The sequence below is a fragment of the Psychrobacter sp. Ps4 genome (genome assembly GCF_022129285.1).
Lineage (GTDB): Bacteria > Pseudomonadota > Gammaproteobacteria > Pseudomonadales > Moraxellaceae > Psychrobacter > Psychrobacter immobilis_A.
Genome location: NZ_JADQAK010000007.1, coordinates 1 through 15711 on the forward strand (window position 1 = coordinate 1; position 15711 = coordinate 15711).

The window sequence follows — 15711 nt, forward strand, 5'->3', positions numbered from 1 at the left end:
ACGTAGGGCTATGCCCGCAGTGATAGTTAGTCAGGTACGCCTTTATCAAAGATAATCAGCACTTCTTTAGCATCACCACTATGTGCCGTGTGCTAAGTGTTAAGCCATCAAGTTATTACGACTGGCTGAGTCGTGATATCAGTGACCAACAGATACATCGTAATCAGTCTGAGCTACTGGTTAGGGCTGCTCACAGTGAAACTCGTGAGCGCTATGGTGTTGAGCGACTGCATGCAAAGCTCATAGAGCAAGGCCATGATATTAGCTTGTACATGGTCAGACGTATCAAAGAAGAACATGGCATAAAATGCCGTCGCCATAAACGCTTTAAAGTCACTACAGACTCAAACCATAATAAAATGGTTTATCCAAACGTGTTGGATCAGCAGTTTGATGCTAAGCGTCCTAATGAGTCTTGGGTCAGTGACATCACCTATATCTGGACGAATGAGGGTTGGCTGTACTTAGCAGGGGTTAAAGACTTATACACTAAAGAGCTGGTTGGCTATGCCATTAACAAACGTATGACCGCTGATCTAATATGCAAAGCATTGAACATGGCCATCAAGAACAAACGGCCCAGCAAAGAGCTAATAGTTCACTCTGACAGAGGCAGTCAGTACTGTAGCCATGCCTACCACAAGATTATCAAACAGCATCAGTTTACAGGCTCAATGAGCGCTAAAGGTAATTGCTTCGACAATGCACCCATAGAAAGCTTCTGGGGCACTTTAAAGAACGAGCTGGTATATCACGAAGACTATAAAACAAGGTTTACAGCCATCAGCGATATCATTGGCTATATTGAGCTGTACTACAACCAAACGAGGATTCAAAAGAGTTTAGGCTATAAATCGCCAAGACAGGTGTGGTTTGATTATTATCGTCAGGCTGCGTAACTAAAATCTCCCAAGTTTAAGTCTACGGGATTGACGGCAGGGGTCAGATTGATTAATTTTAATAGTCATTCCACTATAAAAATATTATTGCGTTAACCTCGCTTGAAGTATTAAATATACATCTACATTCGGTTGCCTTGTGCTGGTTTTAAATTCAACCGACATTATATCGATAACTGAATAGCTAAAGAGATGGCATGACGACCTGCGTGAAAAATGCTAAGCTATCTACCATTAATATGTTTATATAAAACTGGGTTTGCCATGACTGATAATACGCATTTGCATACGCAGGAGCCGCAAAATACCAAGAGTATTTTTAACTTGCCTAATAACCTTACTATCGCGCGGATTTTAATGATTCCGCTATTTGTCGCGATTGCTTATTGGCCACCTGCTATGGGAATTGGCCTGCCTGCCATATCAGACAATGTGATTGCGCGGGTCGGTATGAGCGAATTTAGTGATAGCTTGTTACGCCATTTACTTTTGACTAGCGTTTTTATTATTGCAGCGATTACTGATTGGCTTGATGGATATTTTGCCCGTAAGCTTAATGTTATGTCAGCCTTCGGTCGTTTTTTAGACCCTGTCGCTGATAAGTTAATGGTGGCGGCGGCGCTTATTATCTTGGTGCAATGGCATCCCAATATTATTATGGCAATCGCCGCGATTGTGATTATCTCGCGTGAAATTGCGGTGTCAGCGCTACGTGAATGGATGGCAGAGTTGGGCAAAAGTACCAGTGTGGCGGTGTCGTATGTCGGCAAGCTAAAAACGACGTTTCAAATGGTGGCTATTACGGTACTTTTATTAAACTGGGAGTCGCTCGAAACGATCGGTTATGTGCTGATGGTTGCTGCTGTTATTTTGACACTATGGTCGATGATGATTTATCTTAAAGCGGCTTGGCCTTACCTAAAGCAAAGCGGGTAAATATATAACGCAGATATGATCAACAAACAACATAGACAACAAAAAACGCCAGTCGCATTAGCCGCTGGCGTTTTTTATGGTCTGTTTGAAATACGGCTGATGTTGCCTATTTGTCTTAGACATTGTTTGTATGGTTGATATATACTAAAAATTAGTAAACAAAATACAAGAAAATTGATCCAGCTATCATGAAACGGCATTCAAATAAGGAAATAAGCATGACAGTACATCAGACACAATCGGGCGTTGCCGTATTATTGTTGGCATTATTAACGGGGTGTTCTTCTGGCTCAAACATGCAGGAAGAGTCCACCTCAACCATTCAGCGAGAAAAATCTATCGAAACAGACGCTACTGCAGAACGTTCTACTCAGGACGCGGCAGAATCGGAGCGTTTGGGCACAAAATGGGGTGATGATGTCAACTCTGAAGTGACGACTGTTGATCTGCGCCGTACGAGTAGTGAGCCGATCGAGCAGATGCAGGTTCGTTATGCAGAAAAAGCCTATAATGGACGTGCGGTAAATAGCATGTCGCTACTGGCGGGCAAGGTTGATTTTTCGATGGAAACGGACACAGATACGTTATCGATCTATCGAGATTCGGGTAATTACTACGTCCAAGGTCAAGCGGGTCAGGCCTATCGTTTGGTGTACAACAATAACAGTCCCAATACTTATGAAATCGTCGCTAGTGTCGATGGAATCAATGTCCTCAATGGCAGCGCTGCCAGTCGCTATGACAGTGGATATGTGCTACATCCAAATGATAACTTGGTGATTGAAGGCTTCCGTAAGAGCCAAAGCTCAGTAGCATCCTTTATATTTAGCAAACCAGAAAGTGCCTATGCTGCCAATACCAGCTCAGGTTCTATCAATAACACAGGTGTAATAGGTACAGCCGTTTATGGTCTATATGATCCATCTAAGCCGAAGACTCAACAGCCGCAAGCTTACCCTGCGGACAATGGTTATGCGAAACCACCGCAGTAATGCCTATCGATAGAAAATAGATAACGCGTAAAGAAACGCCAGTCGCATTAGCCACTGGCGTTTTTAATTTTGCTATTTCTGATTTAGATAACTTATAACGTTACTGAGTTATTTTCACCTAGGTTAGTTGCTTTCTTACCATCCATCACAGCAGCAGTGGTCATCTTAAACATATTGACGACCGAGCTACCACTGAGCCAATATTCAGCACCGTGTGGTACGACTTTAATCAGCTGTACATTTGGATCTTCTTTACCTTGCTCATAAAAAGCATTGTAGATCGGCGACCATAGCTCGTCTAATTTCTCTTGGTCTTCAACCAGTTCCGCTTTACCATTAATTGAGACATAGTTTTTGGCGTCTTGGCTGACATATGCCAAGTTTACTTGCGGATCTTTCTCAATGTCACTCACGGTTTCGGTAGTCTTATCACCAATAAACCAAATTTCTTTTGCACCGATGCTCATCTCGCTCGTCGTCATTGGGCAGGCATGCAAATGCCCTTCGTGAGTACGAGTTGTCATCATGGCAAACTTAATGTCTTTTACCAATTCTTGCACTTTATTGATGTGGTCTTGTCTACTCATAGTAAATTTCCCTTTCTTTATTTTGATTAAGTCGTAGTGATTAAATAGTTGATTGGTTATAGTAGTTTTTATTCAGGCTAAGCGTTTTTCAAATTAAGCGTTTTCCAAGTATCGAAAACCAGATGAATTGAGAAAAACGATCGTCGCCTTAACAACTGAAACTAGAATACCTAGTTGTGACCTTGTGTTTATATAGGTTGCCCGTAAGGCGATGTGAGGGTTTGTAAGGACTATAAGCTTTAGGTAAAAATTGTGACGACATCGCTGTTAAGTTTCTGTTGTGAAAGTAGCCTGTTTTAAAAGTAACAAGGGTTTCAACGATGGCGAAGATTCCACTATTATTGAATAGCAAGCATCAGCAATTTATCTTGGTTTTGACCTGCTTATTACAGGGCTTCTTGTTATAATACCCAGACCATTTACTTTGCATGGCAGAGATGCCTTGATCTTACGGATTATGCCTTTATGATGACCATCGCCGGACAACCGTTTCTTACCGATTTTCAGACGCAGCAACTCATCAGTCAGTTCCAGCAAAAAACCGAGCTAAATGTCAGCCAAATCCATACCCAGCAAGTGTATGTGTTATCACGAGAACTAGAAGGTGATGAGCATAAAAAAGCGCTAGACTTACTTGCTGTCGATAGTAGCACTGTCCTTGAAGCCCCAAAAAGCAATCAATTACAAGTCATCGTAGGTCCACGTTTTGGCACGATTTCGCCATGGGCAAGTAAAGCGACTGATATTTTTAATAACTGTGAAATTGCGATCAATCGCGTCGAGCGTGTCGTTGTCTATACGCTGACCATCGATAGCAAGATCAGTGAAAAGCTGTCTACTGCCGCTGAGCAGGTGTTGTTTGACCGTATGACGCAGAGCTTGGTTTATGACTTGAGCGATGTCAGCAAATTGTTTGACGATCAAGCGCCAGCATCACTAAATCATATCGATGTGATCGGACAAGGTCAGTCAGCACTAGAATCAGCTAATACAGAATTCGGCTTTGCGTTATCAAGTGAAGATATTGATTATTTAATGAACGCCTATGTCAATGAGTTGAAACGCAACCCAACTGACGTTGAGCTGATGATGTTTGCACAGGCAAACTCAGAGCATTGCCGTCATAAGATTTTCAATGCTCAGTGGACAGTTGATGGTGAAGTGCAGCCAAAATCACTGTTCCAAATGATTAAAAACACGTACCAGTCGAATCCACAAGGTATCTTGTCAGCGTATAAAGACAATGCTGCGGTGATGGCAGGGTCTGATGGCATGCGTTTTTATCCTATCCCAACTGACGCGATGGATGCCAACTCAATCCATCCTTACGACTTTCATCAAGAAGCAATCGATATCTTAATGAAGGTTGAGACGCACAATCATCCAACAGCGATTGCCCCTTATTCTGGTGCGGCAACAGGTGCTGGCGGTGAGATTCGTGACGAAGGCGCGACTGGTCGCGGTGGTAAGCCAAAAGCGGGTCTAACAGGATTCCACGTGTCACATCTGCATATCCCAGAGCTTAGTGAAAAGTGGGAGCAGTCAGGTCAATTGAGTACGCAGGATTATGGTACGCCAGATCGTATGGCAACCAGCCTTGAGATCATGACCGAAGCGCCATTAGGCTCAGCCAACTTCTCAAACGAGTTTGGTCGTCCAAATCTATGCGGTTACTTCCGTAGTTTTCAGCTAGATACCTCTGCCGCAAAAGACGGTAGCGAGATGCGCGGCTATCATAAGCCAATTATGCTGGCAGGTGGTTACGGCAATATCAAACGCAATCTGATTGAAAAAAATGCAATCCAAAAAGGCGATTTGCTTATCGTTCTTGGTGGCCCTGCGATGCAAATCGGTCTGGGCGGCGGTGCCGCATCGTCAGTCGATAGTGGTGATCTTGATGAGGGTTTAGACTTTGCCTCAGTTCAGCGCGATAACGCTGAGATGGAGCGTCGTTGCCAAGAAGTCCTAGATCGCTGTTGGGCACTAGCGGGCGATGATGTCGATGTAAGCAATAACAGTAAAGACGGCAACCCAATCGTTTCACTACATGATGTAGGGGCAGGTGGTCTGTCTAATGCGATGCCAGAATTGGTCAATGACCATGAAATGGGCGCGCATCTGAACTTGCGTAAGATTCCATCATTAGAAGCGGGTATGTCGCCAATGGCCATCTGGTCAAACGAAGCGCAAGAGCGTTATGTGCTCGCGATTCGCCCAGAGAGCAAAGATCAGTTCGATGCCATCTGTGCCCGTGAGCGCTGCCCATATGCTATCTTGGGCGAGGCGACGGATATCCGCCAGCTAATCGTTGATGATGAACTGTTGGACGAGCAACCAGTCGATATGCCGATGCAAGTACTGCTCGGCGGTACACCAAAAATGCAACGCAGCTTTGAGCGTACCGAGAGCACGTTACCAGCATTAGAGCTTGGTGATGTCAATCTAGCTGAGTCTATCAAAGACGTGTTGCGTCACCCAACTGTCGCTAGCAAATCATTCTTAATCAGCATTGGTGACCGCTCTATCACCGGTATGGTCGTGCGTGATCAGTATGTGGGTCGCTATCAAGTGCCTGTATCAGATTGTGCTGTGACGGCGTCAGGCTTGATCGCGCTCAATGGTCAGGTGATGAGCGGCGAAGCCATGAGTGTCGGCGAGCGTACGCCTGTTGCGCTTATTAGTCCAAAAGCCTCAGCACGCCTTGCCATTGGTGAAGCAATTACCAACATCGCTGGTGCGCGTATCGCTCAGTTGTCTGATATCACCATGTCAGCGAACTGGATGGCCGCGTGTGGTGATGACGTAGAAGATGCTGCATTATTTGACGCTGTCTATACTGTCGGCGAAGAGTTATGCCCAGCACTGGGTATCGCTATTCCAGTCGGTAAAGACTCGCTATCGATGCGTGCCAACTGGACTGACAGCAGTGAAGCCGGTGAGACGGATAAATCAGTTGTATCACCAATGAGCCTCGTGATTACTGCCTTTGCTCCTGTGGTTGATGTGGCAAAAACGCTAACCCCTGAGCTAATCAATGGCGATAGCGCGTTTTACCGCATTGACTTGTCTAAAGGAAAATTACGTCTAGGCGGTTCAATCCTTGCGCAAACGCTTAGCCAGTTAGGCAACGACTGCCCAGATCTAGCACAGCCAAGCGACTTGATCGACTTCTTCAACTTTATCCAAGCGGGTAACGAGCAAGGCGTCATCAGCGCCTATCACGATATCGGTGATGGCGGTCTATTAGCAACGATCGCTGAGATGCAGTTCACTAGCCGTCAAGGTATCAAGCTGTCATTAAATGATGATAACTTACTCGGTCAGCTGTTCAGTGAAGAGCTGGGAGCAGTCATTCAAGTATTGCCAGAAAACGTCGCGGCGTTAATGCAATTAGCAGTAGAATTTAATGTCGATGACATGCTGAGCTTAGTTGGTCAAAGTAGCGAGGACGATAGCTTAATTATTCAAACGCCAACGCTTATGGGTGATGATACTCTACGCTTTAGCCGTACTGAATTGCAGCAAGCGTGGACTCAGGTCAGCTATCAAATCGCGCGTCGCCGTGATAACCCAGCGTGTGTACAGCAAGAGTATGACTTGATTGCTGATGCGAGCCATAAAGGCCTCATCGCTGCGCCAAACTTTGATCTAAATCAAAAGGTCGAAGAACCATATTTAGCCAGCCGTGACAATAAACCAAGAGTCGCTATCTTGCGTGAGCAAGGCGTCAATGGTCAGACGGAAATGGCAGCAGGCTTTACCCAAGCTGGCTTTGAAGCGGTCGATGTACACATGAGCGATCTACTCAATGGCCGTATCAATCTACGTGACTTCGACGGTTTGGTCGCTTGTGGTGGCTTTAGTTATGGTGATGTACTGGGCGCTGGCTCTGGCTGGGCGAACTCTATCTTGTTCCATGACGAGCTACGTATGCAGTTTGTCCGCTTCTTTGCCCGTCCTGATACCTTTTCACTAGGTGTCTGTAACGGTTGTCAGATGATGGCTCAGTTAAAAGACCTCATCCCAGGTGCAGAAAACTTCCCACGTTTCGTCGCTAACAAATCAGCTCGTTTTGAAGCACGTACGGTCAACGTAAAAGTCGAGCGTACCAAGTCTATCTTGTTCAAAGGCATGCAAGACAGTATCTTGCCAATCGCTGTGGCGCATGGTGAAGGCTATGCCACACTGGATAACAACGAAATCGACGGTATGGCAAAACACGGTCAGCTTGCGATGCGTTATGTCGATAGCCAAGGTCATCCAACTGAGACGTATCCGCTCAATCCAAATGGTTCGGTCGGTGGTGTCACTGGACTGTGTAGCACTGATGGTCGTGTGACGATTATGATGCCACATCCTGAGCGTAACCTAAAAGCCTATAACCACAGCTGGAAACCAGAAGAGTGGGATGAGGATGGTGCGTGGATGCGTATGTTCCGTAATGCACGAGCTTGGTTGCGCTAGTCGCAAACCTAGATGCTTGATTAGCTTTGTCAAACTTGCTGAGCCTACGACATGTAGTGCTTGCGCATGTTTTCCTCGCTACTCAAACCTCTAGCAATTGCTTGTAGTTTTAGATAGCTGTTTTTTAAAATGAAAAGGTGGGCTCAAAGCTCACCTTTTTTGTGTTTGTGGCTTGGGTTTTTGAGAAGTAGTGGAGCTACTCCCGCCTTCCACTTGTATCTGCCAGTCTGGGCTAGCGGTAACATCGTGTTCTTGCTATTATCTACTTATGAACTATCTGAAGATCTGAATAAATATTGTATTTTGAGATTAAAGCATGCGTAAATATATTTTTATCCTAGCAAGCTTTTTATTAATAGCTTGTCAACCAGAGGCACATAATAATTCAAACGATACACCAAATAGTAGCCTCGAAGTAGACATGGATTCTAAAATAATGAGTGACGATGAAGAAGCAGGAGATAACGTTAAGATGGCGCCGATTACGGAACAAGATGATTACGTTGAAAGTGATTTCGATACAATGAAAGGCTTAATTAATAAAAAGGGAAAGTGCCTTTATATTGATGACTATTTAATTTTGATTCAAACCGAGAGCTTGTCTTTTAACGAGGATATATCAGCTTTGTATGATGAGGAAAACCAAGTCAGTTTTGGAATAGGAGATACAGTAACCCTAGGTGGGTTCTCAATTGATTACTCTGATCTTATGGACAACGATATGGGGTCTAGTACGGAATGGAAAAATCCATATCTTTATGATTGTCAAGCAGACAAAGTATGGATAACAGTGGACATTGTCTATTGATTTAACAATAGTAAAAAGTGCGTAGGTTGGGTGAAGTTTGCGACACCCAACAATTTAGAGTTAATAATCTGAACCAATAACTTGTTGGGTTTCGTTCTTCGATACCAACCTACAAAAGAGTTATGATATACATCCAAATCATAACTCTTTTGTAGTGTAGTAACTATACGACACTTGGTTGAAAACACGTTTGCAAGGCTAAAACAATTTGTAGTATGGCGACTCGCTACGAAAAACTGGCACGAAATTATAAGTCTATGCTGTATTTGGCTTGTACTATGATTCATTGTAAACTGAATTAGGAACACGCCCTAATATTGTTATTGGCATTAAATTCATTTCGTTATATTACTCTCTACTCTTAATATATTCTCTCAGTTAATCATAACTGTCCAGTGATTCATTGTAGTAAACCTGCCAAGAAGGAGTAAAATCATCGCTATTAAGATAAAAACCCTTTCCAATTAGAAAAAAACTTAACCATATTAAAAGAAAAGCAATTGATATTGAAGTTCTTCTAAAAAACTTCCTATGTTTCATATTAATACTCAACTTCTGAAAATATTAGTAGCCATATAATTCGTTATATTTATTTTCCATTTGGTCTATATATTAATTTGCTGACTCTACTCCTTCTTCTATGATGATTTTATCAATTTATTTTTTCATAAGTATATAATTCTTATCAACTAGATAGCGTGCGTCATTTAATTCATCATTATGATTTTTTTTGGTAATTAAGTAACCATGACCAAATCCAAACAATCCTACAGCGAAAAATGCAATAACAAGTGTTTTCTTATTTATTAGAGCTTTGTACGCTGCCATAATTTTAAAGTTGGGTTTTAGCATACTATTTGCACACAGCTATTTTTTAACATTTTTCTGAGCCTCAGCAATCAACTCATGAATCTTGGCACTTTCTTTTAACACACAAACGTCATATGCAGAGAGCGGCTCAGGTTCCTGCTCCTTTGCCTGTGCTTGCTTGGCTTTTTGTTCTAGATATTTTTGCAGATCATCTTGGTCAGAGTTATTAATCGTTTCTCTTTCTTACTTTTTAATATCCACAAAAAACGGCACTGAAATCAGCGCCGTTTTATAAGTCATGATAATTTAAAAGCTAACTAAGAGTCACCAAAATCAATCCCAGCTTAAAATCACTTTACCGCATTGCCCACTTTCCATGATATCAAAGCCTTCTTGAAAATCATCAATGTGCAGGCGATGGGTAATGATGGGCGACAAATCAATACCGCTAATCAGCATTTGCTCCATCTGATACCAAGTCTCCCACATCTCACGCCCATAAATACCTTTTAGGGTTAACGCCTTAAAAATAATCTTGCTCCAATCCACCGTGGTGGTGTCAGGTAAAATGCCCAAGAGAGCGATTTTAGAGCCGTTATACATGTTACTAATCATCGAATCAAAGGCCTGAGGCGAGCCAGACATTTCAAGCCCAACATCAAAGCCATGCATGTTTAACGTATCGATGGCGCCTTCGATGGTTTCACCTTTGGCTGGGTTTACGGTCATAGTCGCGCCCATTTTTTTGGCAAGCTCTAAGCGATAATCGCTGATATCACTCGCCACAATATTACGCGCCCCTGCGAAGCGGCAAATCGCCGTTGCCATTGAACCAATCAGCCCCGCACCGGTAATCAGCACATCCTCACCAAGTACAGGAAATGATAAGGCGGTATGAGTGGCATTGCCAAAGGGATCCATAATGGCTGCCATGTCATCACTGATACGCTCATCGAGTTTTATGGCATTATCGGCAGGTATCACCAAATATTCGGCAAACGCGCCATCGCGGTCAACGCCCACGCCTATAGTGTTTTCGCACACATGTAGCTTACCACGGCGGCAGTTACGACAATGCCCGCAAGCGATATGTCCTTCGCCTGTGACTCGATCACCCACTTCAAAATGCTGCACACCATCGCCCACTTCACTAATGATACCGACGTATTCATGTCCGATAATCATTGGTGTTTTTATGGTTTTTTGTGACCACTCATCCCACTTATAAATATGCAAATCTGTACCACAAATGGCGGTTTTTTTAATTTTTATTTTAACGTCATTGATGCCAACTGTAGGTTCTGGCATGTCTTGCATCCAGATGCCTTTCTTGTCATGGGCTTTAACCAGTGCTTTCATACTTTTCTCTTATTTAGCTGTGTTGCATTTTATTGTTGAATCTAGATAAATACTGAACTGCTCTTAGGGTGTGTTAAACACGTTCTAATCAATCACCTTCATTTGCTTGGCGACTTTGATGAAGGCGGCGATACACTGGTCTAGCTGCTCGCGAGTATGGGCGGCAGAGAGCTGCACACGGATGCGAGCCTCGTCTTTGGGCACGACAGGATAGAAGAAGCCAATCACATAAATGCCTTCTTCAAGCAGTGCGTCTGCCATTTGTTGCGAGACATTGGCGTCATAGAGCATCACTGCACAAATGGCCGATTCGGTAGGCTTGATATCGAATCCCGCCTCTTGCATTTGCTTCACAAAATAGGCAGTATTTTCATGCAATTGGTCTTGTAAGGTATTGTCTTGCGATAGCATCTCAAACGCTTTTACCCCAGCGGCAGCCACCATAGGAGGAATAGAGTTTGAAAACAGATACGGGCGCGAGCGTTGACGCAGCATCTCAATCATTTCTTTTTTGCCTGTGGTGAAGCCGCCAATAGCACCGCCAAATGCCTTGCCCAAGGTACCAGTGATCAGCTCAATATCGCCACGTAGATCAAACAATTCAGTCACGCCGCCACCAGTGCTACCGACCACACCTGCTGAATGTGACTCGTCAATCATGACCATGGCATCATATTTTTGTGCCAACGCATAAATCTCATCCATCGGCGCCACGTTACCATCCATTGAAAACACACCATCGGTGACAATCAAACGAAAACGCTGTGCTTGTGCCGCTTGCAATTGCGTTTCTAAATCTTGCATATCTGCATTGGCATAACGATAACGCGCAGCTTTACATAGGCGCACACCGTCGATGATTGAGGCATGATTTAGCGAATCAGAAATAATCGCATCTTCACTGGTTAGCAGTGGCTCAAAGGCACCGCCATTGGCATCGAAACAGGCGGCATAAAGAATCGTATCTTCGGTATTAAAAAACTTGGAAATCGCCGCTTCTAATTGCTTATGCAAATTTTGCGTACCACAAATAAACCGCACCGATGACATGCCATAACCTGAGTTTTCAATAGCCCCAATAGCCGCCTTTTTAATCTCAGGGTGGTCAGACAGTCCAAGGTAGTTATTGGCACAGAAGTTAAGCATTTCACGGCCATCGGCGATCTTGATGAGCGCATCTTGTGGAGAGGTGATCACGCGCTCAGTTTTATACAGTCCTGCTGAGCGTATGTCGCTGATTTCTTGTTGTAGATGTTTCTGAAAGTCTTGATACATAAAGATTCCTTTTTTAATATTATTGGCGTTTGCATTGATAATGCAGATATTAGGTCTGCTGATAGAACCAAACTATTTGCTCATTAGGGCGTGTCTTCATTTCAAAAATGGTGATAAAAATGAGATAAATTGCCGTCAAACAAGGAAAATAGTGCAGATAATATCGGGATATTAACCAGCTATTTGACGATGTTTGGCAAGATTTAGCCATTTTTAGCCCATTTAGAGGACTATCGAGTGAATTGAAGACACGCCCTAGTATGAACTAAGCACAAATTGCTAAATACTGACGCACGACATTATCCATGCCTTGTTCCAATGATTCAATCGTAAATGCATGACCAATCGACACCTCAGCGATATCACTAAGCGCGAGTAGATCAGCCAAATTATCCAAATTCAAATCATGACCCGCATTGACGCGGATACCATTTTGATTAGCTAGATTAATACAGTCGCTAAAGCGTTGCTTGAGCTCATCGAATTGGTCGCCGCTCTTACCGTTATTGTAGGCACGCGCCCATTCTTCGGTATACATCTCGATCGTCTGTACATCGCTCTCGATGACCGCTTTGATTTGTTCGATATCAGGGTCGATAAACACCGCACAGCGCGTACCAAAGGCTTGCAGCTCTTTGCTTAACGTTGATAAAAACTCATGATGAGTGATGATATCAAAACCATGATCGGAGGTCAGTTGGTCTTCGCTATCGGGTACGAGGGTACATTGATGCGGCTTAACCTCACGAATCAGCGCTAAAAACTGCTCGTTTGGATTGCCTTCGATATTGAACTCAATCTCTGGATAATCCTTTAAGAACGCACTGATATCGTAGACGTCTTGGTATCTGATATGACGCTCATCTGGTCTCGGATGTACGGTAAAGCCTTTGACACCTAGGTCAATCAGCTTTTTCACAAAGGTCAACAGGTTAGGGTAGTCAGTGCCGCGAGAGTTACGGATCAAAGCCAATTTATTCAAATTTACGCTAAACAATGTGCTCATAAAATTCCTTGTACAGCTTGTTTATTATTGATGATATGAAAGGGTTAATAAAAATCGTTGGTATCAGCATACTTCTTATTCAATGCCTTTAAAATAGCATAAGTCTCTAAGTCCACCGTTCCTGTTGGGTTACGGGGTCGAAAGTGTAGTTGGAACGCATAGACGACATCGCGACTGGTTTTGTCCCACTCGTCGCTACTGTTAATCTGATAGCCATAGTCACGAAATTGCTGCTTGATCTCAGGTATCGTGGCCGCTGCAAATGCGTTTGTATCCATAAAAGACAATTTATCAGCGTCATCATACCAAGCACCGATGCCATACTCTTTATACAGCTGCTCCCAAGGGAACTTTGCACCGGGGTCTATCTTGCGTGAGGGTGCCATATCAGAATGGCCGATGATATTCTTCGGTGAGATGTCATATCTAGCGGTGATATCTTGTACCAACTCCGCGACCTTTTTAATCTGTAACTCGTCAAACGCCACATAATGGTCATAAGGATGATAGTCGAGTTCGCCATTTTTTAGTGCATCTTTATATTCAGGTGCAATTCCTACATTGACGATTTCTATGCCGATAGAAGTATCGTTCAGGATGGTTCTACCTGCAAACCCGCCATCACCCGCATGCCACGCGCGCTCGTTTTCTGGTACTAGATTGTAGATTTTATCATCGTCATTATCTAACACTAGATAGTGCGCGCTGACCTTGCCTGTGGTCAGTGTTTTGATCGATCGGTCATTATCTGACACCGTGTAGTGCAGCACAATGGTCTTGATGCGCTCGCTTTTGCCAGTGGCTTGATAGGCTTTACTGTCCACGATGTAGTTCTCAGTACTTGCCACTGGAGAGGTCGTGGTCATGCAGCCAATCAGTGGTAGTGTTAGGCCAAACGCTAAAAAGATATTTTTTACCATGAAATGCTCTGTGTAAATAAAGGTGAGCTTTGATATAGTCGTTTCAATATGATTTGGATACAAGGAAGGCGAGCGAAAGTACTACACATAGTAGACTAAGCGAGCCTGACACCGTATCTGATTTATATAGGATTGACTATACTTGCCTTTATTTTTTTATTGATAGTAGATAGATGAGTTCGAGATATCTTTGAAAGTTTTTTTAATCCTTGCGAATCTTCTTCGCTAAAACTTTCTTCCAACTGTCTTCTAAACACTCAATCGCGAACCATGGCTCAATCACATCGGCATCGTATTTCTCTTTTGAATTAGACAATTGCCACAGTATTTCAAGCGTCGCAAACGGATAGGGACGTTCGACTAAGTAAACTGGCAAATCAGCGCTAATCATGCCATCACGTACCACTTTGAAATACCAACCAGCGATACCTTGTTTGCTGACCCATGCCGCGATATTCGGTACTTTGGTAAACTGTCCAATTTGATCATTGATCTTGTAGCAGGGGCGGCGCGGTTGCACGATACGCAGTTGTAAATTATCAACATCATCTGTACTAGTAGCCGTATCACCATACTCAAAAACGTCACCAATGCAAACCGTAGACTCAGTCATTTCAGGTAGACCGTTGGCGGCTTCGGTCGTGAGATTTTCGCCCAACGTACCAACGCGGACTTTTAGACCAAATTCTGCGTTAATTTTCTCATAAGTTGCAGGTGCCAGTTGATGCACGGCTTTTAACGGGCCACCATGATGCTTGCGATCGGCTTGCTCATCAGTAATTAATCCCATAAAATTGACCGCGACAGGTGCGTTAATTGGTGCTTTATCAATAGCACTCATTTCTTCACGGGTGAATGGCATGGCTTTGCCAGCGCGGACGCAAATTAGATTGGCGATATGTAGCGGCAGGTTTTGGTTAAAGTCGGCTACATTTTTTGGGGTAGAAGATATTAGCGTTGCTATATTTATAGGTTCTAAGCTCATAGGTTTTCCTAATCTGTAGGGATTTATTAGGGGAGAGGCTACTTTAATACTGGTATTAATAATGCGTATTATCTTAGCTTAATCACTCATCTAATGCTAAGCATTCAGCCGCTTAAAATTTAGCAGTAGGTGAAAGGGTATTAGAACGGTAAATTTTAGACAAAAAAAGACCAGAATAGATATCTGGTCTTTTTGGTTTTCACAGCGTTATAAAAATAAATAAAATTATTTATTTTTATTGCGGCGACCGGCCGTTTTCTTTTCACGCGGTACAGCGACCAGCTCAGCCAATTGCTCAGGTGATGACCATAGACCTTCTAAGTCATAGAACTCACGGGCTTGTGGCGTCATTACATGCACGACGACAGCGCCCAGATCAATCAATGTCCAGTCAGAGTCGATACCGCCTTCGCGACCAAGTGGCATAAAGCCCGCTTGCTTCGCTTCAGCGCCGACATTGTCAGCCATCGCGCGTACATGGCGCTTAGAAGTACCGTCAGCGATAATGATGCGTTCGGTTACGTCAGTCAAATCTTCTACATTCATTACGGTGATGTTCTTCGCTTTCATATCATCTAGAGCGGTCTCAACAACGGCTAAGCATTCTTTTAAGCGTTCTTCAGTCATGGTGTTGGTCATAAATTTTGATCTCTTGAATCGTCAATATTAA

11 protein-coding genes and 2 pseudogenes are annotated in these 15711 nt (G+C 43.5%); 6 read left to right on the forward strand and 7 right to left on the reverse strand.

The genetic code is table 11. From position 1 onward, the window contains the following. Nucleotides 1-26 precede the first annotated feature (26 nt). The 3 genes and pseudogenes from I3252_RS05630 to I3252_RS05640 form a co-directional block, all read left to right on the forward strand. Nucleotides 27-899: pseudogene (locus I3252_RS05630) on the forward strand (IS3 family transposase); the annotation flags it as partial. Between the two features lie 264 nt (nucleotides 900-1163). Then, the gene (gene pgsA, locus I3252_RS05635) at nucleotides 1164-1835 is read left to right on the forward strand and encodes a CDP-diacylglycerol--glycerol-3-phosphate 3-phosphatidyltransferase (RefSeq protein WP_238034504.1); all 672 of its coding nucleotides are present in this window, start codon (nucleotides 1164-1166) and stop codon (nucleotides 1833-1835) included. Nucleotides 1836-2053: 218 nt separating this feature from the next. Continuing rightward, nucleotides 2054-2827, forward strand: a complete 774-nt coding sequence (locus I3252_RS05640) for a hypothetical protein (protein WP_238034505.1) — start codon at nucleotides 2054-2056, stop codon at nucleotides 2825-2827. 92 nt (nucleotides 2828-2919) lie between these two features. Here I3252_RS05640 and I3252_RS05645 read toward each other — a convergent pair whose 3' ends face one another. Then, complete coding sequence (locus I3252_RS05645) at nucleotides 2920-3414, reverse strand: pyridoxamine 5'-phosphate oxidase family protein (RefSeq protein WP_087814538.1); 495 nt, start codon at nucleotides 3412-3414, stop codon at nucleotides 2920-2922. Between the two features lie 465 nt (nucleotides 3415-3879). Between I3252_RS05645 and purL the strand changes: the two genes are divergently transcribed. The 3 genes and pseudogenes from purL to I3252_RS05660 all read left to right on the forward strand — a co-directional run. Continuing rightward, a complete protein-coding gene (gene purL, locus I3252_RS05650) occupies nucleotides 3880-7878 on the forward strand; it encodes a phosphoribosylformylglycinamidine synthase (RefSeq protein WP_238034506.1) in 3999 nt (1332 codons plus the stop codon). A gap of 316 nt (nucleotides 7879-8194) precedes the next feature. After that, nucleotides 8195-8686: a hypothetical protein gene (locus I3252_RS05655; protein WP_192524103.1), complete on the forward strand. Its 492-nt coding sequence runs from the start codon at nucleotides 8195-8197 to the stop codon at nucleotides 8684-8686. Between the two features lie 165 nt (nucleotides 8687-8851). After that, nucleotides 8852-8988, forward strand: a pseudogene (locus I3252_RS05660) (transposase); the annotation flags it as partial. An 841-nt stretch (nucleotides 8989-9829) separates the two neighbouring features. Here the strand turns inward: I3252_RS05660 and tdh are convergent. The 6 genes from tdh to rsfS form a co-directional block, all read right to left on the reverse strand. Beyond that, nucleotides 9830-10855 carry an L-threonine 3-dehydrogenase gene (tdh, locus tag I3252_RS05665; protein ID WP_192529555.1) on the reverse strand — a complete coding sequence of 342 codons (1026 nt, stop codon included), beginning with the start codon at nucleotides 10853-10855 and terminating at the stop codon, nucleotides 9830-9832. 84 nt (nucleotides 10856-10939) lie between these two features. Then, nucleotides 10940-12130: a glycine C-acetyltransferase gene (gene kbl / locus I3252_RS05670; RefSeq protein WP_238034507.1), complete on the reverse strand. Its 1191-nt coding sequence runs from the start codon at nucleotides 12128-12130 to the stop codon at nucleotides 10940-10942. Nucleotides 12131-12395: 265 nt separating this feature from the next. Next, on the reverse strand, nucleotides 12396-13136 hold the full coding sequence (locus tag I3252_RS05675) for a pyridoxine 5'-phosphate synthase (protein ID WP_238034508.1): 741 nt from the start codon (nucleotides 13134-13136) through the stop codon (nucleotides 12396-12398). 44 nt (nucleotides 13137-13180) lie between these two features. Next, on the reverse strand, nucleotides 13181-14056 hold the full coding sequence (locus tag I3252_RS05680) for an N-acetylmuramoyl-L-alanine amidase (RefSeq protein WP_238034509.1): 876 nt from the start codon (nucleotides 14054-14056) through the stop codon (nucleotides 13181-13183). A gap of 202 nt (nucleotides 14057-14258) precedes the next feature. Then, a complete protein-coding gene (locus I3252_RS05685) occupies nucleotides 14259-15041 on the reverse strand; it encodes an MOSC domain-containing protein (protein WP_238034510.1) in 783 nt (260 codons plus the stop codon). 225 nt (nucleotides 15042-15266) lie between these two features. Continuing rightward, entirely contained in the window at nucleotides 15267-15680 is a 414-nt protein-coding gene (gene rsfS / locus I3252_RS05690) for a ribosome silencing factor (protein ID WP_238034511.1), read from the reverse strand. Nucleotides 15681-15711: the final 31 nt, after the last annotated feature.

Bases quoted from the DNA above. Each gene is read 5' to 3' on its own strand.
- rsfS (WP_238034511.1), bottom strand. From the start codon at position 15,680: ATGACCAACACCATGACTGAAGAACGCTTAAAAGAATGCTTAGCCGTT.
- I3252_RS05645 (WP_087814538.1), bottom strand. From the start codon at position 3,414: ATGAGTAGACAAGACCACATCAATAAAGTGCAAGAATTGGTAAAAGAC.
- kbl (WP_238034507.1), bottom strand. From the start codon at position 12,130: ATGTATCAAGACTTTCAGAAACATCTACAACAAGAAATCAGCGACATA.
- I3252_RS05640 (WP_238034505.1), top strand. From the start codon at position 2,054: ATGACAGTACATCAGACACAATCGGGCGTTGCCGTATTATTGTTGGCA.
- I3252_RS05655 (WP_192524103.1), top strand. From the start codon at position 8,195: ATGCGTAAATATATTTTTATCCTAGCAAGCTTTTTATTAATAGCTTGT.
- pgsA (WP_238034504.1), top strand. From the start codon at position 1,164: ATGACTGATAATACGCATTTGCATACGCAGGAGCCGCAAAATACCAAG.
- I3252_RS05685 (WP_238034510.1), bottom strand. From the start codon at position 15,041: ATGAGCTTAGAACCTATAAATATAGCAACGCTAATATCTTCTACCCCA.
- purL (WP_238034506.1), top strand. From the start codon at position 3,880: ATGATGACCATCGCCGGACAACCGTTTCTTACCGATTTTCAGACGCAG.
- I3252_RS05675 (WP_238034508.1), bottom strand. From the start codon at position 13,136: ATGAGCACATTGTTTAGCGTAAATTTGAATAAATTGGCTTTGATCCGT.
- I3252_RS05680 (WP_238034509.1), bottom strand. From the start codon at position 14,056: ATGGTAAAAAATATCTTTTTAGCGTTTGGCCTAACACTACCACTGATT.
- tdh (WP_192529555.1), bottom strand. From the start codon at position 10,855: ATGAAAGCACTGGTTAAAGCCCATGACAAGAAAGGCATCTGGATGCAA.